Source organism: Curtobacterium sp. Csp1, from assembly GCF_013347185.1.
The window spans coordinates 1,727,615-1,745,915 of the sequence record NZ_CP054594.1 but is presented as its reverse complement, the minus strand read 5'-3'; the positions used below and the strand labels follow the sequence as shown (position 1 = coordinate 1,745,915).

Below are 18,301 nucleotides of genomic sequence, written 5' to 3'. Positions count from 1 at the left end.
GAGGCGGCATCCCTCAGACCCGGTACCCGAACTGGCGGCGGAGCAGCTTGCCGACCATCCCGAGGGTCTGCATCGCCGTGATCACGGCGAGCACCGGCCAGCCGAACCACAGGATCGTGGACTGCGCGACGACGTCGAGCTGCAGCCATCCGTACACCGCGGCGGCCATCACGAGCAGGACGATCGCGACCGGCGCCAGGTGCGCGTTGCCCGAGCCGCGCTCGGCCTTCGCCTGCTCGGCCCAGTTGTCGGTCTGCTTCTTGCTCGCGAAGCGGGTCCACGCGCGCAGGAAGTGGCCGAGCCGGATCCACATGTAGACCTCGGCCGGGGCGATGAGCGCCGCGAACAGCACGTCGCGCCACGTGCGGTGCTTCATGGACGCGACGACCCGCAGGTTCAGCGCGACGGCGACCACCGGCGGGACCAGCCACAGCGGGCTGAACACGAACGCGTGGATCGACAGGGACGCGACGAGCAGCAGCACGAAGAGCACGCGCGTCAGGAAGTTCATCGCCATCGAGGCGTGCTCGACCCAGCGCAGGCGCAGGTTCGGGTGGAACGGCTGCCCCTTCGTGTCACCGCGCTGCCCGGGCCACATGAGCTCGATCGCGCCGAAGTTCCACTTGACCTGCTGGGCGTCGAGGCCGCGCAGGGTGTGCATCCCGCCGACGTCGGCGCGGGCGCGGGCGCTGATCTTGGTGAGGTACCCGGCGCTCTTCACCTGGAGCGAGAGCAGGGAGTCCTCGACCTCGCTGTCCTTCACCCACGGCGAGCCCTGGTGGTTCGCGTCCATGACCTCGTGCAGGGCGCGCATCGAGAAGATCGAGAACTGGCCGCCGAGGACCGCCATGTTCCGGCCCTTGAGCATGTTCTGCATGTTGAACGCGGCGAACTGGGCGCGCTGTCCGGCGATCAGGAAGCGCTGCACGGGACCGCGGAAGGGCCGGTCGTCGATCGAGTAGATCGCGGAGATGCCGCCGATGCGCGCGTCGGAGACGATCTCCTGCGCCAGCCACTCCACGGCGTCCGGGTGCGCCGTGGTGTCGCCGTCGACGCCGAGCATGTAGTCGCAGCCCTCGATGAGGCTGAAGCCGTAGTTCAGGGCCCCGACCTTCTTGTCCGGGTTCTCGCCGATGTCGTGCACGTAGACCTCGGTGCGCTGCTCGACGCCGTCGCGCTCGACCACGTGCGGGCCGGCGAAGTCCGCGGCGACGTCGAAGGTCCGGTCCGTCGTGTTGTTGATCACGACGTGCACCACGTCCGGCAGCCGGGTCTGCTCGAGGAGCGAGGTGAGCACGGCGGCGATGCTCTCCTCCTCGTTGTAGGCCGGGATGACGCAGCCGATGGACGGGCGGTACTCCGGCAGCGCCTGCAGGTCGTCGAGGACCGACGCGGCCAGCTCGGGGTCGTGGCGGCGCGTGTAGCGGCTGCGGTCGGCGGCGGTCGAGGTGGTGGGGACCGTGCGGGGGGCCTCGGTGGGTCGGGTGGCGGACACGGGGTGCTCCTGATCGTTCGGGTCGATGCGGTTGCACCGAGTCTCCGGGCCACCGCTCTGCGCCGGCGCTACCATGGCGCAGCGGATCCTCAAGATCTGCTCTGGACGCAGGAGTGGGGGCGACGATGACGGTTCGGCGGGGGTCGGTCGTGGGGCGGCCGCCGACGGGGCGTCCGGTCGTGGCGCGGGCTGCAGCCGTGTCGGCGCTCGCGGTCGGTGCGGTGCTCGTGCTCGCCGGGTGCGGGACGCCGCCGTGGGAGGTCGCGGCATCGGCGTCCGCGTCGGCATCGGGGGCACCGTCCGCGTCGGCGTCCGGGGCGCCGTCTCGCACGCCGTCCGCGAAGCCGTCCGCCGTCGGTGGGGACCTGGCCTCCGGGGCGGCGAGCCGGACCCTGCAGGCCGGCGACCTGACGGTGGACGTCCGCTACTGGTCGACCCTGCCGATGGACGAGTGGACCCCGGGAGCGGACAAGCCCCTTTCGATGTCCGTGACGACCCGGTCCGGCGGCGATGCCGAGGTCCGGCTCGTGCGGGCCGCCGTCGCCGTGTCGTACCGGACGGGGTCGGGCGCCGACGTCGCGTCGGACGGCTCGCCCGCCGAGCAGGCGGACGGTCAGGGCTACGCGGTCGCCGCGCCGCAGTCGTGGTCCGGGACCTTCGTGCTCGGGGCGGCTCCCGCCGAGGCCGCGCGGCTCCGGGCGATCGTGACGCTCGTGTTCACCGAGACCACGGCGGGGAGCGGCGGCGCGACGGCACAGCAGACCGCGACCGACACGCTGTCGATCGACCTCGCACCGGCGGGCTGACCGCACCGGAGGACGGGCGGTCGCGGGGCGTCGTCAGTCGTCGGTCTCGAGGTCGTCGAGCCGGTAGCCGAGGTCGTCGGTCGAGGTCGTGCGCCAGGTCGCCGTCGGAACGGTCGGGACGCGGTCCGGCGAGACCGCCACGAGGGCCGTCTCGACCTCGGCGCGCCAGGCAGTCAGGTCGCACTCCTCCTGCCGGACGAGCGCCACGACCCGGTCGTGCTGCTCGGTCCACAGCGGGGCGTCCGGCGGGACGACGTCCCGGAGCGCCCGGGCCAGGGCAGCACGAGCGGCGTCGACCGTCTCGGAGCCGAACGCGGTCCCGAGCAGCGCGGCGTCGCCGACGGTCACCGCGAGGCGGACGACCGACACCTGGTGGTAGTCCGCGCGGTCGAGCATCCGCAGCGCCGCCGGGAGCGCCTCGGCCCGCTGCGGGACGCCGTCGCCCGCGGCCGCCGCCTTCCCCGGGCGGACCCGGAGCACCGTGCAGACGAGCCCGACCGTGAGCAGCACGACGAGCCACACGACCAGCACGCGGGTGGCCGACCCGGCGAAGAGCGCCGCGGCGATGCAGACCAGGAACGCCCCGACGATGCCGACCGCCGCGTCGAGGGCACTCCGGGGGACGTCCGGCCGTCGTGCGCCCGATCGACGGCTCACCAGCGCGGTGGCGAGCAGGACGAGGCCGCAGCCGACCGCGGTCCAGAGCAGGTAGGGGTTCACGCGACGGGCTCCGTCCGGTCAGGTCCCGCTGCCGGGATCGTCATCGTCGCGGTGGTGCCCTCGCCGAGCACGCTGAGAACCGTGAGGTCCCCGCCGTGCCGCCGGGCGATCTGCCGGCAGATGGCGAGGCCGAGCCCGGTGCCGTGGATCCCCGTGCTCCGGACGCTCTCGGCGCGGAAGAACCGCTCGAACAGCCGGTCCTGGTCGGCGTCGGCGATGCCGATCCCGTCGTCGCGCACGATGAGCCACACGAGGTCGCCGACCGCGTGCGCCCCGATCTCGACCCAGCCGCCGTCGTGGTTGTACTTGACGGCGTTGCTCACCAGGTTGTCGACGACCTGCCGGATCCGGAAGGCGTCGGCGACCACCGTCACGGGGGACGCCGCCGCGCTCGTCCGGAGCGTCACCCCGGCGGCGCGGGCGGCGGGCTCGGCGGCCTCGACCGCGGCGTCGACGACCTCGAGCAGGTCGCACGGTGCGAGCACGAGGTCGACACGTTCCTCGCGGGCCGCGTCGAGGATGCCGCCGACGAGCTCGACGAGTCGTTCGGCGTTGCGGGAAGCCACGTCGAGCAGGCGCTCGGCGTCCGCGGGCAGGCCGTCCACCTCGCGCGCGAGCTCCACGGAGCCGAGGACCGCCGTGGTCGGTGTGCGGAGCTCGTGCGACACCGAGGCGACCAGGTCGTCCCGGGCCTGCAGGGCACTCCGCTCGGCGGTGACGTCCCGCGCGACGAGGACGCCGCCCCCGCCGCCCTCGTCGGGCAGCAGGCGCGTGCTGACCGTGTACGTCCTGGCTCGACCGTCCTCGCGCCGGACCGGCACGAGCTCCTCCTCGAGCTCGGCGCCGTCCAGGGTCCGCCGCACGAGCGACCCGACCCCGTCCGCCGTGGTGCGGGCGGCGAGGTCCCGGGCGGCCGCGCCGCTGCGCCCGGCGTTCGTGACCGTGGTGTTCCCCTCGGCGTCGAAGGCGAGCACGTCGAAGTCCACCGACTCGAGCACCGCGCGGACGAGTTCCTCGCGCGCGGTGACCTCGCCGAGGCGCCGACGGAGCAGTTCGGCCTGGTCGTGCAGGAGCGCCTGCCGGGCTCGGGCACGGCGAGCCAGGGCGGCCGCGGTCCCGCTGACCGCGGCGATCACGAGGGGGAGTGACACCAGCCGGGCGGTGTCGCCGGAGTCGATCGTCACCCACTCGCCGGGCGCGCCGACCCAGAGCAGGCCGACCGTGAACGCCGTGGTGGTCGCCGCACCGGGGAAGCCGAATGCGTACCCGGACCACAGCGCGGGGAGTGTGAACAGCGCGCTGATCCCGACCGACGGCACGTCCCCGCGGATCAGGGCGATCGCGGCGACGTCGACGGCGAGCACGGCCGCGAACCACCGCGGGTCGACGGTCGTGGGGACCGCGGCCGCGACCGCGAGGGCCGCCAGCGGCAGCGCGGTCCCCAGGGCGGCGAGCACCCCGACCGACTCGCGGTCGACGACGAGCACGAAGGCGACGACCGGCATGATCCCGGCCACCACGGCGAGCTGGTTGCGGAACGCCCGCAGGCCAGCCCGCTCGTCCCGGTCCGTGCGCGTCCCCATGTGGACATGCTGGCACGCGCGCGGCGTGGGAGGATCGTCCGGTGCACCAGGAGTCCCGACCCGTCGCCGTCGTCATCGCGGCCATGAGCGAGGAGCTCGCCGCCGTCGCCGACCTGTTCGGCGGTGTGGTCCTGCAGGACGGCCCCGTCGGCGGACACGACGAGCACCACCTGCTCGACGTCGGCGGCCGGACGGTCGCCCTCCGCCGCAGCGGCATCGGCTTCACGAACGCCACCGCCGCCGTCGCCCACTGCTTCCACGACTTCGGCGCCGTCCCCGTGATCAGCGTCGGCACCGCCGGTGGGCTGATGCGCGGGATCGCCATCGGCGACGTCGTCGTCGGCGACCACTACGTCAACGTGAACGCGGACGCGACCGCCTTCGGGTACGCGCTCGGCCAGGTGCCGGGCATGCCGCCGGGCTACGCGCCGGACGCACGGATGGCCGACGTCGCCGCTGCCGCCGAGACACCGTACCGGGTGCGATCGGCCACGATCGGCTCGAGCGAGGTCTTCGTGACCGAGGGACGGGCGCGCGTCCTGCGCGAGGCGTTCCCCCAGGTCGCGGCCGTCGACATGGAGTCCGCGGCGATCGCCCAGTTCGCCCACGTGCACGACATGCCGTTCGTGTCGATCCGCGGGATCAGCGACCTCTGTGCGCCGGACGGCGACGAGTTCAAGGAGCACCTCGACGACGCGTCCGCGCGTGCGGCGCGCGTCGCGCACGACGTCGTCACCGACCTGACCGTCTGACGGGCCGACGTCCGCGCCGGACCGGGCCCCGTGCCTCCTGGCCGGTGGGGGATGCCGCGTCAGCGGCGGCGCCTGCTCGCGATCAGTCCGCCGAAGACCAGCACCACCGCGATGACGAAGACGATCAGCTGGGCCGGTTCGAAGCCGTCGAGGTTCATGGTGTGCTCCTCCCGCGCGTGTCCGCGCTCTGTTCGTCGCCGACGGTAGGACGCCGTTCCTGTACGCGTCGAGGTGTCGGGGTACAGCGAACGGCAGGCCGGTCTCCGCACGGCTGTCCACAGGTGGAGGTCGCCTGCGAACCGGAGGCGCCCGTCGGTGCGATGATGATCCGCGGTCGTCGCCCGGACGACCCTGACGGAAGAGACGCGCGTGACCGAGACCCGCTCACCGTCGCCCACCACGGACACCGTGGCCGACGACGGCCACGTCCCCGGCAAGGGCGTCGTCGCGCTGGCACTGGCGGCGCTCGGCGTCGTCTTCGGCGACATCGGCACCAGCCCGCTCTACGCGCTGCGCACCGTCTTCACGATCGACGGCGGCATCGTCAAGGCGACGCAGGAGGACGTCTACGGCGTCATCTCGATCATGTTCTGGAGCGTCACGGTCGTCGTGTCGATCAAGTACGTGCTCGTGCTCATGCGGGCCGACAACAACGGCGAGGGCGGGGTGATGGCGCTCGCCGCCCTCGCACGGCGGCTATACGCCGAGCGCCGCGGCGGGGCGACGATCTTCCTGGTGATCGGGATCATCGGCGTCTCGCTGTTCTACGGCGACTCGGTGATCACACCGGCGGTCTCGGTGCTCTCCGCGGTCGAGGGCCTGTCCACCGCGGCGCCGTCGGTCGAGCACCTGATCGTCCCGATCGCCGCGGTGATCCTCGTGCTGCTGTTCGCCGTCCAGCGGTTCGGCACGGGCAAGGTCGGCAACCTGTTCGGTCCCGTGATGCTCCTGTGGTTCGTGGTGATCGCGGTGGCCGGCGTGCCGCACATCATCGCGCACCCGGGCGTCCTGCAGGGGCTCTCGCCGACCTGGGCGGTCACGTTCCTCGTCGCGCACCCGTACATCACGTTCGTGGCGATGGGGGCGGTCGTCCTCGTCATCACCGGGGCCGAGGCGCTGTACGCCGACATGGGGCACTTCGGTCGCCCGGCGATCCTGCGCGCGTGGTTCTTCGTGGTGTTCCCGGCGCTCGTGCTCAACTACCTCGGCCAGGCGTCGCTCGTGCTCGAGGACCCCTCGGCGGCGAAGGACCCGTTCTTCCTGCTGTTCCCCGACGGTCTGCGGCTCCCCGTCGTGGTGCTCGCCACCGCGGCCACGGTGATCGCGAGCCAGGCGGTCATCAGCGGGGCGTTCTCGCTGACACGGCAGGCCGTGCAGCTCGGGCTGCTGCCGCCGCTGACGATCCGGCAGACCTCGCGTGAAGAAGGCGGCCAGATCTACCTGCCCGCCGTGAACCTGCTGCTGTTCATCGGCGTGATGGCGATCATGCTGGCGTTCCGGTCGTCCGCGAGCCTCGCGACCGCGTACGGGGTGTCCGTGACCGGCGCGCTCGTCGTCGACACCCTGCTGCTCCTGCTCGTCGTGAAGCCGCTCTGGCAGTGGAAGACGTGGAAGCTCGTGCTCGCCGCGGTCGTCTTCGGTGGGCTCGAGCTGACCTTCCTCGCCGGCAACCTGTCGAAGATCCTGCACGGCGGGTGGGTCCCGCTCCTGATCGCGCTGGCCGTCATCACGCTCATGACGACGTGGCGCCGGGGTCGGCAGCTCGTGCAGGACGAACGCAAGGAGCGCGAGGGGTCCCTCGCCGAGTTCATCGAGCGCGTCAACACGAAGCACATCCCGCGGGTCGAGGGGATCGCGATCTTCCCGCACCCGAACAAGGAGACCACCCCGCTCGCGCTCCGGGCGAACGTCGAGCACAACCACGTGATGCACCGGACCGTGCTCATCGTGTCCGTGCTCACCGCCAACGTGCCGCACGTCCCGCACGCCAAGGCGTTCTTCCGCGACGACCTGGGATACGAGGACGACGGGATCGACCACATCACCGTGAAGTTCGGGTTCTCCGACGACCAGGACCTGCCCCGTGCCCTGCACGCCGCGTGCCTGGCCGAGGTGCTCGACATCGACCCGGACGAGATGCAGCACGCGTCGTACTTCATCTCCCGCGGCGCGCTCCGGCCGCAGCCGGGCAACCGGGGCATGGCGCGGTGGCGGAAGAAGCTGTTCGTGGGGCTCGCGCACAACGCCGCCGATCCCGCCGCGCGGTTCGGGCTGCCGGCGCAGCGCACCGTGACGATGGGCAGCGACGTCGAGATCTGACCGCGGCCGTGGGCTGCGTGCCGCGGTGCTGCTCGTTGCTCCGATGCTGAGCACCGTCCAGCCGGACGGCGTAGCGTCCGAGCAGTCGTTCCGCCATCCGGGCTCCTGCGGCACCGAGCGGAAGCCGCCCCCGATGGCACACGTGCACCCCCTCACCTGGCGACAGGACTCCGCGACGACGTGGTGTGCGCTCGAGGGGGACACCGTGCTCGGGACGATCGTGCTCGAACGGCAGTACGAGCTCGCGTCGGTGGACGGGGCCGTCCGGGGATCGCACAGTGCGCTCGGGAGTGCGCAGGCGCAGCTCGAGGCGTGGTACCAGTGGTCGACGTCGTCGCCGGGGGACGGCGGACGCTGACGCGCGCGCGTGCGATGTGCGGTGCGCGTGCGGCGCGCGGCGCGCGCGAGTCCACGTGCTCAGCGACACTTCACGTGCACTCGCGGCCGTGAGGTGTCGCTGAGCGCGTGAGGTCGCCGCCGCCGTCAGTGCGAGCGGCGCCGCAGCCGACCGACGCCGAGCACGATGCCCACGACGACCATGCCGAGCACGAGCCCGAGGACGGCGGACACGGCCGTGTCGACGATCCAGGTGACGACCGGTCCGGCAGCCTCCACCGCGTGTTCGACCACGTGCAGCAGGTCGTAGGGTCCGGACCAGAACGTCTCGGCGAGGTTCGCGATCACCAGGTGCCCGCCGACCCAGAGCATCGCCACGGTCCCGACGATGCTGATCACGCGGAACACCGTCGGCATCGCGGCGACGACCCGGGCGCCCACACGTCGGGTGCGGCGCGACTCCTGCTTCATCATCTGCAGGCCGATGTCGTCGACCTTGACCAGGAGCGCCACCGCGCCGTAGACGAGCGCGGTCATGCCGGCGCCGATGAGCGCGAGGGCCCCGACGGTCGGCCAGAACCCGAGGCTCGTGTCCAGGCTCGCGAGCGCGATGAGCATGATCTCGGTGCTCAGGATGAGGTCCGTGCGGATCGCGCCGAACACGAGCTTCGGCTCGGTCGTCGGCTGCTCGTCGCCGTGCGCCGCGTGGTGCACCCCGAACCACTCGGTGACCTTCTCGGCGCCCTCGAAGCACAGGTACGTGCCGCCGATCACCAGGAGCCACGGGAGCACCCACGGCGCGAAGGCCGACAGCAGCAGGGCCAGGGGGATGATGATGACGAACTTGTTGAACAGGCTGCCCAGGGCGATGCGCCCGACCACCGGCAGCTCACGCGCGGGCTCCAGGCCCTGCACGTACTGCGGGGTCACCGCCGCATCGTCGATCACCACGCCGGCGGTCTTCGCGCTGGCCTTGAGGGCCGCGGAGAGGATGTCGTCCACCACGGCGAGCAACCCGACTGACATGTTCCTCAGACTACTGGGCCGGAACCTGCGAACCCGTGGTGTCAGACCGTCGGCTCGGGCGTGATCGTCCCGGGTCCGAGGGGCAGGACGCCGCTGCGGTAGCGCAGGGTATCCGCGGTGCCCACCGTGGCGTGCGCGGCGCCGAACCGCCAGACCCGGTTGTACAGGTAGACGCCCACCTCGGTGTCGCCGGACTCGGCGACCGCCCACGTGCCGGTGCCCCACTGCGCGGGGTGCCCGACGCCGTCGATCGTCACCGTCGGGCGGGCGCCCCAGGTGCACCAGGGCCGGTCGATGGTGAGCGTGATCCGGCGCCTCGTCGTGCCGGACGGCTGCGGGGCGTCCATGCGTTCAGGCTAGGGGATGGCGTCGGGCGGAGGTGCTGTTCGAGAGCGCCCTCCGCCCGTCGCGCTGGTACGAGGTCAGTCGTTCAGGTGCGCCATGGCGTAGTCCGCTTCTGCAGGGAGGAACTTCTCCCCGAACTCGGACGTCAGCTGGTCGCGGATCGCGTCCGGCGACATCGACATCGATGACTGGTAGTCCTTCGCCTTGGCGAGTGCGTTCGCGTTCCAATCGACCTGGACGGTGTCGACGGCGTACTGCGCGGCCTCTGGCGAGAACTTCTCTCCGTACTCGGACGTGAGCTGGTCGTAGATGCCGGCCTTGCTCATGTGCATGAGTTCGGAGTAGCTCTCGGCCTTGTTCAGTGCTGAGGTGAAGTCAGCAGGGACGTCGGGCTGCGCCGGTGCGGCCTCGGCCGGAGCTGCTTCCTCCGACTCCGGAGCGGCGGGCTCACTCGACGGCGACTCCTGCTCCTGGACAGGTGTCGGGGATGCAGCCACGACCGCTGCCTGCCGCACCTCGTCCGAGCTGAAGAGCGCGCCGAGACCTGCGGCCGTGCCGACGGACGAGAGCGTCGCCAGGATGCCGAGGACCAGTCCGGTGACCGCGAGGCCCTTCGACTGCTGTCGTCGGATCGCGAGCACAGCGAGGATGATCGCCGCGATGCCGACGAGTGCCCCGAACACCGGGATGAGCCCGAAGAGGAAGGCCGCGATGCCGACGACGAGTGCAGCGATCGCCAGCCCAGCAGCGCGTTTCGGGGTCAGGCCGCCCGGCTGGGACGGCGGGAGCCCAGGGCCGTGACCCTGGTACTGGGGGAACGGGGGAGGCGTCTGCGACATGCCGGCTCCCTGCGGCTCGGGTGTTGTCATGCGAGGAGTATGCCTCAAGTCTGTGATTTCCCAGAGAATTGCGGCGAGTCTTGCGGTTCCCCACTCTTCGGTGATCGCGGGACGTCGACCTGAACGGCCGCAGGATCCCGTCCGTATGCTCGCGACATGGCTGACTTCTCCGCTGCACAGGCCGCCGTCGTCCGGATCGAACGCGCCGAGCCCGGTCGCTGGGACCTCTCCGTCATCGGCGACGCGGGAGTCGCGATGGGGCACGGCGTCTACCTGTTCGACGCCGCACAGGACGACGCCGAGGACGAGCAGGCCGCGGCCCTCGACTTCGTGCGCGAGTACGGCTTCCGGTTCGATCGGGACGCGGTCGTCGCCGACGGTCCGGACGCGTTCTGGGCCCCGCTGCTGCCCGCCGACGCCGCCTAGGAGGCAGGCGGGGCCGGGGTGATCGTGGGCGCGGTCGCCTCGAAGCCGATCAGCCACGTGACCCCGAAGGCGTCCCGGACGGTGCCGTCCCAGTCGCCCCACGGCCGCTGCTGCAGCGGGTCCACCACGGTGCCGTCGATCGCCAGGTCCCCGAACCACCGCCGGAGGACCTCGGGTTCCGCCGCGCCGAGCAGGGAGAAGAGCAGGCCCGACGCCGCGAAGGACTCGTCGTCGCCGCCGGCGTCCGCCGCGAACAGCCGGAGACCACCGACGAGCTCGCCGTGCGCCACGGCGTCGGCCGGACCGTCGTCGCGGGAGAAGTCGGCGTAGGTGGCGATCCGGAGCTTGCCGCCGAAGACCCGCTGCCACCGGGTGAGCGCTGCCCGTGCCGTCCCGGGGAGCAGGAAGTACGGTGCCGGTCCGCTGACGTCCATGCGCCGACGCTACGCCAGAGCGTCGCGGACCGCGAGCATCAGCCGAGCATCGAGAGGGCGCGGTCGACGGCGTCCTCGGGGCGTCCGTCGCCGTCGACCGCCCACCACGTGAGTGCGGCGCTCGCGGCCGCGACCAGGACGTTCGCCCGCACGACCACCTCGAGGTCGGTGTGCGATCGCCCGTCCCGCTCCGCGACGAACCGGACGACGGTCCTCGTCAGGGCCGCGATCGTCTCCGCGCCGACCAGGCCGAGCGTCGGCTCCGCGCGGATCACCCGGAGTCGGTGCCGAGTCGTCTCGACGACGTCGTCCGGGAAGGTCGCGCCGATCCGGTACGCGGCCCGCAGGGCGTCCGCGGACGTCTCGTTCGTCGGGCGTTCCCGCAGCGCGGCGGTGAAGCGGTCGGCGAACTCGTCGAGGCCGCCCCAGACCAGCGCGGCCTTGCTCGGGAACAGGCGGAACAACGAACGACGGCTGACCCCGGCGGCCGCCGCGACCTCGTCCATCGAGACGGCGTCGAAGCCCAGGTCGTCGAACATCCGGAGCGCGACGAGCGACACCGCATCCGGATCGATCGTGCGCGGGCGTCCGACGGTTCCCATGGCATCCTTTCGGCACTGAGTGCTACAACTAGGTGGTGGACACCGCGCACCTGCGCAGCTCGCGCACTGCGCACCTCGACGAGGAGACGACGTGAGCGACACCACCGCCGGACGGTTCGCCGGCAAGACCATCATCGTCACGGGAGCGGGGTCCGGCATCGGACGCGCCACGGCGACGCACATCGCGCACGAGGGTGGCCGCGTCGTCGCGACCGACGTCGTGCCCGAGCGGCTGGACACGCTCCGGGACGACCTCCCGGGGCGCGCCGTCGAGTCCGTCGTCGGCGACGTCGCCGACCCGGCGACGATCGACGCCCTGCTGGCCGCCGCGGGCCCGCGCATCGACGGACTCGCGAACGTCGCCGGGATCATGGACGCGTTCCTGCCGCCGGACGAGGTCGACGACGCCACCTGGGACCGCGTCTTCAGCGTCAACGTGACCGGTCCGATGCGGCTGACCCGGGCCGTCCTGCCGGTGATGATCGGGGCCGGTCGCGGTGCGGTCGTGAACGTCGCCTCCGAGGCGGCGCTCCGGGCCTCCGCCGCCGGGGCCGCCTACACGGCGTCCAAGCACGCGATCGCCGGCTTCACGAAGAGCGTGGCGTTCTTCCACGGCCCGCAGGGCATCCGCGCGAACGCGGTCGCGCCCGGTGCGGTCGCGACGAACATCGAGGCACCGATGCAGAGCGAGTACGCGGCCGGTCGGGTCGGACCGATCATGCAGGTCGCCATCCCGCCCGTCGCGCAGCCCGAGCAGCTGGCGGCGGCCATCACCTGGCTGCTCAGCGACGACTCGGCGAACGTCAACGGCGTCGTGCTGCCGTCCGACGGCGGGTGGTCGGTCGTCTGACCCGGTCCGCCGAGCGGGGACCCCCGGTGTCGACGACGACGACGTTGGCGCCGCCGACACGGGTTCCCGCCGACCGTGGTCGGCGGGACCGAGCATAGGGCGGTCCCGCGGCACCGGCGGCTGCATTACGGGAACCCGCACGCTGCTCGCGTGACCCCGCCGAGACGCCCCACGTGCCTCGAGACGCCTCGGCCCCGTCCAGACGGCTCCGGGAGCGGCGGTGTCTCGGCCACCCGGGGGCGTCTCGCCGAGCCAGCGGCAGCGGCAGCGGGTCCGCCCCGAGACGCGCCCTACGCCGAAGCCAGCGCGCCCATCTCCGCCACGACGACCCGGAGCCGCGCGTCGAGCTCATCACTGTCGCCCACGGTGTCCCGGTGTGCGACCTCGGACAGCGCGGACATCACCAGCCCGACCGCAGTCCGCGCGGTCTGCTCGTCGGTCCGGACACCGACGGTGGCGAGGAGCGACTGCCGCGACTCGGCCATCCACCGCATCACCATCGAGGCCATCTCGGGCCGGAGCACGAGCAGCTCCTTCATGCGCCGACGGTCGGGCGACAGCGGGACGGTCGAGGCGATGAGCGTGCAAAGGTCGTCGACCAGCCGCCCGTCGGCCTCGGCGAAGCGCGAGGCAGCCCACGCGGGGACCTCCACGGTGTCGAGGCCGAGCGCGGCGTGCGCCTTCGACGTGAAGTAGTTGAAGAAGGTCCGCGGGGAGACGTCGGCGTCGGCGCAGATCTGCTCGACGGTGACGCCGTCGAGACCGTGCTCGGACACGAGCGTGAGCGCGGCGTCGTGGAGCGCCTGCCGGGTCTGCTGCTTCTTCCGCTCGCGCAACGTGCACGGCGCGGTGGCCGGGTCCGGTGCTGCTGTGGTGGTCACGTGCACTCCTGGGTGGAGGGTGGGTGGGGCGGGAGCGGCCGGTCCCGGTGCGCGGTGCACCCGGACCGGCCGCGTGGTCACCGACGCTGGGTCGGCGTGGAGCCGGTCATCGGCCCCGTGAAGGACCCGGCCTCGGCGGCGGCGAGACCGGCCTGGACCTCTAGCTCATCAGCGCCGTCACCGGCACCGTTCGCCTCGTCGTGCTGCTCTTGCAGCGCCGAACGCTGGCGGAGCGGCGGCACCCGGAAGAACCAGGTGAGGACGAACGCGAGCAGGATCACCCCGAGTCCGACCCAGTAGATCGTCACGGACGAGGCGTTGAACCCCGCCATGAACGGCCGGGTCAGCCGGCTGTCCGCACCGGTCAGGAACGAGGTGTCGTTCGTGCTCGTGGCGTTCGAGTCGGTGCCACTGCCGTCCTGGATCTCCTGCGCGAGCTTCGGCGTGAGCTCGTCGACCCAGTACGTGCGCTGCGAGGCGTCCGACCAGTCGACGGTCACCGTGCCGTCCTGCACGCCCGCGTGGGCCTTCGTCGCCACGGCGTCGAGCGCGGCGGCCTCGGCAGCGGGCGTGGCGTCGGCGACCTGCTGGTCGATGACGGTCTGGGCGGCGGCCTCGGGCAGCGCCCCGGCGTCGACCTGGGCCTGGACGGCAGCGCTGACCTTCGACACGACCTGCGCGTCGGCGGCCTGCTTCGCCTGCGCGGTCGCGTCGTCGAGCTGTGACTGCACGGTCTTCGTGAGCGGCGCGGTGATCGGGGCCCAGATCTTGTCGATCGCGCCCTGGTTCTCGGCCTTGCCCGCCACGGTCGGGTCGAGTGCGGCGGAGAGCGCCGGCTTCAGGTCGGCCTGGTTCGCGGTCGCGGTGAGGATGTTCGACGGCATCACCGAGAACAGGATCGACAGGAGCACGGCGGTGCCGAGCGTGCCGCCGATCTGCCGGAAGAAGGTCGCCGACGAGGTCGCGACGCCCATGTCCCGGGCCTCGACCGAGCCCTGGGACGCCAGGGTCAGCGACTGCATGACCGAGCCGAGCCCGAGGCCGATGAGGAACATGCCGATCATCAGGAACCAGAGCGGCTTGTCGATCGTCATGAAGGTCAGGACGACGTAGCCGGCGGAGACCAGGAACGTGCCGATGACCGGGAAGATCCGGTAGCGACCGACGCGGGCGACGATCTGGCCGGAGGTGATCGACGCGATCATGAGCCCGCCGACCAGGGGCAGCGTCGCGAAGCCGGACTCGGTCGGGGTGAGGCCGACGACGATCTGCAGGTAGAGCGGGATGGTCAGCATGGCACCGAACATCGCGAAGCCGACCAGGAACCCGATGACCGTGGCCATCGAGAAGGTGCCGGACCGGAAGAGCTTGAGCGGGATGATCGCCGCGTCGCCCATCTTCGCCTCGACGAGCAGCAGCGCGACGAGACCGAGCGCGCCGATGACGTAGCTCGCGATCGCGGCGGGGGAGCCCCAGCCCCAGGTGCGGCCCTGCTCGGCGACGAGCAGCAGCGGCACGAGCGTGACGATCACCGCCGTGGCGCCCCACCAGTCGACCTTCGGCTTGTCGCCCTTGCCGTGCACCTTCGGCAGGTGCAGGAAGACGATCACCATGATGAGCGCGGCGACACCGATCGGGACGTTGATGAGGAGCACCCAGCGCCAGCCGGTGATCCACAGGATCTCGGAGGAGCCGGCGAGCAGGCCGCCGATGAGCGGGCCGATGACCGACGAGATGCCGAACACGGCCAGGAAGTAGCCCTGGTACTTGGCGCGCTCGCGCGGGGCGAGGATGTCGCCCATGATCGCGAGCGGCAGCGACATCAGGGCGCCGGCGCCGATGCCCTGCACCGCGCGGAACGCGGCGAGCATGAGCATCGAGGTGGACATCGACGAGAGCACGGCGCCGAGGATGAACACCACGATGCCGAAGATGTAGAGGGGTCGGCGGCCGAAGATGTCGGAGAGCTTGCCGTAGATCGGCGTCGCGATGGTCGACGTGATCAGGTACGCGGTCGTGACCCACGCCTGCTGGTCGAGCCCGTGCAGGTCGTCGCCGATGGTGCGGATGGCCGTGCCGAACACCGTCTGGCCGAGGGACGACAGGAACATGCCCGCCATCAGGCCGTAGATCACGAGGAGGATCTGGCGGTGCGTCATGAGCGGCTGCTGGCCGGGCGTGCCGGGCGCGGGCGCGGCGGTCGCCGCGGGCGCCTCGGCCGCGTGGCGGCCGTGCTGCACCGGGACGGGTGCGGTGGCGGTCATCGAACTCCTTTTTCTGGCTGTGTAACTTTGCAGACCGCGCAACGATACATCCATTGCTTCCAGCAAGCAACTAATTTGGGCGCCGGTACCCTGGCCGCGTGACCGAGGACCGCGCCGCCGCCGAGCGGCTCCTGCACGCGCAGCTCGACCGGCTCTGGGTCCGCCAGGCGCTCCGCTCGTCGCTCATCGAGTCGCGCGGCGGGCTCGACCCGACGGCGCGCGTGATCCTGCGGGCTGTCGACCACTTCGGTGCCGTCCGTTCGATGGCGATCGCCGACGCGACCGGGCTGTCCCGGCCGGTCGTCAGCCGTCGGGTCGCGTCGCTGGTCGAGGCCGGGTACCTCGACACCTCGCCCGACCCCGCGGACGGACGCGCGAGCCTGGTCGCGGTCGCCGACGCCGGTCGCCGGCTGCTCGACCGGCTCGACGTCGCCGGCGCCGAGGCCGTCGACGAGCTCACGCAGGCCTTCGCGACCGACGAGCTGCGCACGCTGGCCGGACTGCTGGCCCGCCTCAACGACCGTGCGGACACCGTCCTCGGCATCGGCGCGCCGGACCGCGACGACGCGGCCTGACCACGCGGCCCGCGTCGCGGACGAGACCGGGGACGGACCGGAGGCTCGTGGCGGGGCCCGCCACGAGCCTCCAGTCCGGTGCTCCGTCACCACGCGCGGTCGCCGCGCAGGTCGCAGCCGGGGTACCGTTTCCGCATGAGCACGGACACCGCCACCACCACCGAGACCACCGACGAGGGGCCCGTGGTGACCTTCGCCGACCTCGGCCTGAGCGACCCGGTGCTCAAGGCCGTCAAGGAGATCGGCTACGAGACCCCCTCCGCGATCCAGGAGGCGACCATCCCGACGCTGCTCGAGGGGCGCGACGTCGTCGGCCTCGCGCAGACCGGGACCGGCAAGACGGCGGCGTTCGCGCTGCCGATCCTGTCCCGCATGGAGTCGGGCGCGAAGGTGCCGCAGGCCCTGGTGCTGTCGCCCACCCGCGAGCTCGCGCTCCAGGTCTGCGAGGCGTTCGAGCAGTTCGCCTCCCACATGAAGCACGTGCACGTGCTGCCGGTCTACGGCGGCCAGGCGTACGGCGTGCAGCTGTCCGCCCTGCGCCGCGGCGTCGACGTCGTCGTCGGCACGCCCGGTCGCATCATGGACCACATCGCGAAGGGCACGCTCGACCTGTCCGAGCTGAAGTACCTCGTGCTCGACGAGGCCGACGAGATGCTCAAGATGGGCTTCGCCGAGGACGTCGAGACGATCCTCGCCGAGACCCCGGACGACAAGCAGGTCGCGCTGTTCTCGGCGACCATGCCCGCGCAGATCCGCCGCATCTCGCAGCAGTACCTGACGGACCCGGCCGAGATCACCGTCAAGACGAAGACCAAGACCGCGGCGAACATCACGCAGCGGTACCTGATGGTGTCGTACCCGCAGAAGGTCGACGCGCTCACCCGCATCCTCGAGGTCGAGGACTTCGAGGGCATGATCATCTTCGTCCGCACCAAGAGCGAGACCGAGACCCTCGCCGAGAAGCTCCGCGCCCGCGGGTACGCCGCCGCCGCGATCAGCGGTGACGTCGCCCAGGCGCAGCGCGAGCGGACGGTCAACCAGCTGAAGTCCGGCAAGCTCGACATCCTCGTCGCGACCGACGTCGCCGCCCGCGGTCTCGACGTCGACCGCATCACGCACGTCGTGAACTTCGACATCCCCGTCGACATCGAGTCCTACGTGCACCGCATCGGCCGCACCGGTCGCGCCGGACGCAAGGGCGACTCGATCAGCTTCGTCACGCCGCGCGAGCGCCGCCTGCTCTCGGCGATCGAACGCCACACCAAGCAACCGCTCACGCAGATGCAGCTCCCGACGATCGACGACGTCAACGAGACCCGCCTGACCCGCTTCGACGACGCGATCACCGCGGCGCTCGAGCAGCAGGACCGGATCACGGCGTTCCGCGACGTCATCGCCCACTACGTGCGGAACCACGACGTGCCGGCCGACGACGTCGCCGCCGCGCTCGCGGTGGTCGCGCAGGGGGAGTCGCCGCTGCTGCTCGACCCCGCCGACGACCAGCTGCGGAACCAGGTCGACCGCGACGGTGCCCGCGCCGCCCGGCCCGACCGGGACCGCGAGGACCGTGGTCCGCGTCGCTCGCAGCCGATGACCGCCTACCGCATCGAGGTCGGGCGTCGCCACCGCGTCGAGCCCCGGCAGATCGTCGGCGCGCTCGCGAACGAGGGCGGCCTGCGCCGTGACGACTTCGGCGCGATCCAGATCCGGCCGGACTTCTCCATCGTGGAGCTGCCGCGGGACATGGACGCCGGCGTGCTCGACCGGCTGTCGGACACCCGGATCAGCGGGAAGCTCATCGAGATCAAGCCGGACCGCCGGGGTGGTGGCGTGCGGCGTGACCGGGACCGGGACGACCGTGGGCCGCGTGGCGGGGGCCGGGATCGCGACCGCGACCGCGACGACCGCGGGTTCCGTGGTGGCGACCGGGAGCGCGCGCCGCGCAAGCCCCGGTACTGAGACGCGAGGTCGCCGGCTCGGCGCCGTTGCCGAGACGCCCTGCCGTTGCCGAGACGCCCCCGGATCCGGGGCGTCTCGCTCGTTCGGGG

The 18,301-nt window shown here is 72.0% G+C and carries 18 protein-coding genes; 8 read left to right on the top strand and 10 right to left on the bottom strand.

Going from position 1 to position 18,301, the window contains the following annotated elements:
• Window positions 1-13 precede the first annotated feature (13 nt).
• Window positions 14-1,495, bottom strand: coding sequence for a glycosyltransferase (locus HUN58_RS08380; protein ID WP_114849148.1), 1,482 nt, complete (start codon window positions 1,493-1,495; stop codon window positions 14-16).
• A 125-nt stretch (window positions 1,496-1,620) separates the two neighbouring features.
• On the opposite strand from HUN58_RS08380, the gene HUN58_RS08375 reads away from it, so the two are divergent.
• Complete coding sequence (locus HUN58_RS08375; protein ID WP_208745458.1) at window positions 1,621-2,301, top strand: hypothetical protein; 681 nt, start codon at window positions 1,621-1,623, stop codon at window positions 2,299-2,301.
• Window positions 2,302-2,334: 33 nt separating this feature from the next.
• Here the strand turns inward: HUN58_RS08375 and HUN58_RS08370 are convergent, their stop codons facing one another.
• Together HUN58_RS08370 and HUN58_RS08365 are read right to left on the bottom strand one after the other, a co-directional pair.
• Window positions 2,335-3,021: a hypothetical protein gene (locus HUN58_RS08370; protein ID WP_114848840.1), complete on the bottom strand. Its 687-nt coding sequence runs from the start codon at window positions 3,019-3,021 to the stop codon at window positions 2,335-2,337.
• Complete coding sequence (locus tag HUN58_RS08365) at window positions 3,018-4,604, bottom strand: cell wall metabolism sensor histidine kinase WalK (RefSeq protein WP_208745457.1); 1,587 nt, start codon at window positions 4,602-4,604, stop codon at window positions 3,018-3,020. Before HUN58_RS08365 ends, HUN58_RS08370 begins: the two co-directional genes overlap by 4 nt.
• Before the next feature lie 41 nt (window positions 4,605-4,645).
• Here HUN58_RS08365 and mtnN point away from each other — a divergent pair, with 41 nt between their 5' ends.
• The 3 genes from mtnN (at window position 4,646) to HUN58_RS08350 (ending at window position 8,033) form a co-directional block, all read left to right on the top strand.
• Window positions 4,646-5,356 carry a 5'-methylthioadenosine/S-adenosylhomocysteine nucleosidase gene (gene mtnN / locus HUN58_RS08360; RefSeq protein WP_114848842.1) on the top strand — a complete coding sequence of 237 codons (711 nt, stop codon included), beginning with the start codon at window positions 4,646-4,648 and terminating at the stop codon, window positions 5,354-5,356.
• A gap of 369 nt (window positions 5,357-5,725) precedes the next feature.
• Window positions 5,726-7,675, top strand: coding sequence for a potassium transporter Kup (locus HUN58_RS08355; RefSeq protein WP_180225645.1), 1,950 nt, complete (start codon window positions 5,726-5,728; stop codon window positions 7,673-7,675).
• 133 nt (window positions 7,676-7,808) lie between these two features.
• A complete protein-coding gene (locus HUN58_RS08350; protein WP_141860408.1) occupies window positions 7,809-8,033 on the top strand; it encodes a hypothetical protein in 225 nt (74 codons plus the stop codon).
• Window positions 8,034-8,158: 125 nt separating this feature from the next.
• Here the strand turns inward: HUN58_RS08350 and HUN58_RS08345 are convergent, their stop codons facing one another.
• The 3 genes from HUN58_RS08345 to HUN58_RS08335 form a co-directional block, all read right to left on the bottom strand.
• A complete protein-coding gene (locus tag HUN58_RS08345) occupies window positions 8,159-9,037 on the bottom strand; it encodes a DUF808 domain-containing protein (protein WP_141860410.1) in 879 nt (292 codons plus the stop codon).
• Between the two features lie 41 nt (window positions 9,038-9,078).
• Window positions 9,079-9,384 carry a hypothetical protein gene (locus HUN58_RS08340; RefSeq protein ID WP_114848846.1) on the bottom strand — a complete coding sequence of 102 codons (306 nt, stop codon included), beginning with the start codon at window positions 9,382-9,384 and terminating at the stop codon, window positions 9,079-9,081.
• Between the two features lie 75 nt (window positions 9,385-9,459).
• Window positions 9,460-10,251 (bottom strand): Ltp family lipoprotein, encoded by a 792-nt coding sequence (locus tag HUN58_RS08335; protein ID WP_254631473.1) that lies wholly within the window; start codon window positions 10,249-10,251, stop codon window positions 9,460-9,462.
• A gap of 126 nt (window positions 10,252-10,377) precedes the next feature.
• On the opposite strand from HUN58_RS08335, the gene HUN58_RS08330 reads away from it, so the two are divergent.
• Entirely contained in the window at window positions 10,378-10,647 is a 270-nt protein-coding gene (locus tag HUN58_RS08330; RefSeq protein ID WP_180225644.1) for a hypothetical protein, read from the top strand.
• Here the strand turns inward: HUN58_RS08330 and HUN58_RS08325 are convergent.
• Together HUN58_RS08325 and HUN58_RS08320 are read right to left on the bottom strand one after the other, a co-directional pair.
• On the bottom strand, window positions 10,644-11,081 hold the full coding sequence (locus tag HUN58_RS08325) for a VOC family protein (RefSeq protein WP_180225643.1): 438 nt from the start codon (window positions 11,079-11,081) through the stop codon (window positions 10,644-10,646). The genes HUN58_RS08330 and HUN58_RS08325 overlap by 4 nt on opposite strands.
• A gap of 38 nt (window positions 11,082-11,119) precedes the next feature.
• Window positions 11,120-11,683, bottom strand: a complete 564-nt coding sequence (locus HUN58_RS08320; protein WP_180225642.1) for a TetR family transcriptional regulator — start codon at window positions 11,681-11,683, stop codon at window positions 11,120-11,122.
• Between the two features lie 91 nt (window positions 11,684-11,774).
• Between HUN58_RS08320 and HUN58_RS08315 the strand changes: the two genes are divergently transcribed.
• Complete coding sequence (locus HUN58_RS08315; RefSeq protein WP_180225641.1) at window positions 11,775-12,533, top strand: SDR family NAD(P)-dependent oxidoreductase; 759 nt, start codon at window positions 11,775-11,777, stop codon at window positions 12,531-12,533.
• A 290-nt stretch (window positions 12,534-12,823) separates the two neighbouring features.
• Here HUN58_RS08315 and HUN58_RS08310 read toward each other — a convergent pair whose 3' ends face one another.
• Both HUN58_RS08310 and HUN58_RS08305 read right to left on the bottom strand, forming a co-directional pair.
• Window positions 12,824-13,414: a TetR/AcrR family transcriptional regulator gene (locus HUN58_RS08310; protein ID WP_114848851.1), complete on the bottom strand. Its 591-nt coding sequence runs from the start codon at window positions 13,412-13,414 to the stop codon at window positions 12,824-12,826.
• Window positions 13,415-13,491: 77 nt separating this feature from the next.
• Window positions 13,492-15,678: an MDR family MFS transporter gene (locus HUN58_RS08305; RefSeq protein WP_114848852.1), complete on the bottom strand. Its 2,187-nt coding sequence runs from the start codon at window positions 15,676-15,678 to the stop codon at window positions 13,492-13,494.
• A 98-nt stretch (window positions 15,679-15,776) separates the two neighbouring features.
• Between HUN58_RS08305 and HUN58_RS08300 the strand changes: the two genes are divergently transcribed.
• Window positions 15,777-16,253 carry a MarR family winged helix-turn-helix transcriptional regulator gene (locus tag HUN58_RS08300; RefSeq protein ID WP_114848853.1) on the top strand — a complete coding sequence of 159 codons (477 nt, stop codon included), beginning with the start codon at window positions 15,777-15,779 and terminating at the stop codon, window positions 16,251-16,253.
• 135 nt (window positions 16,254-16,388) lie between these two features.
• Window positions 16,389-18,212, top strand: a complete 1,824-nt coding sequence (locus HUN58_RS08295; protein WP_229666783.1) for a DEAD/DEAH box helicase — start codon at window positions 16,389-16,391, stop codon at window positions 18,210-18,212.
• Window positions 18,213-18,301: the final 89 nt, after the last annotated feature.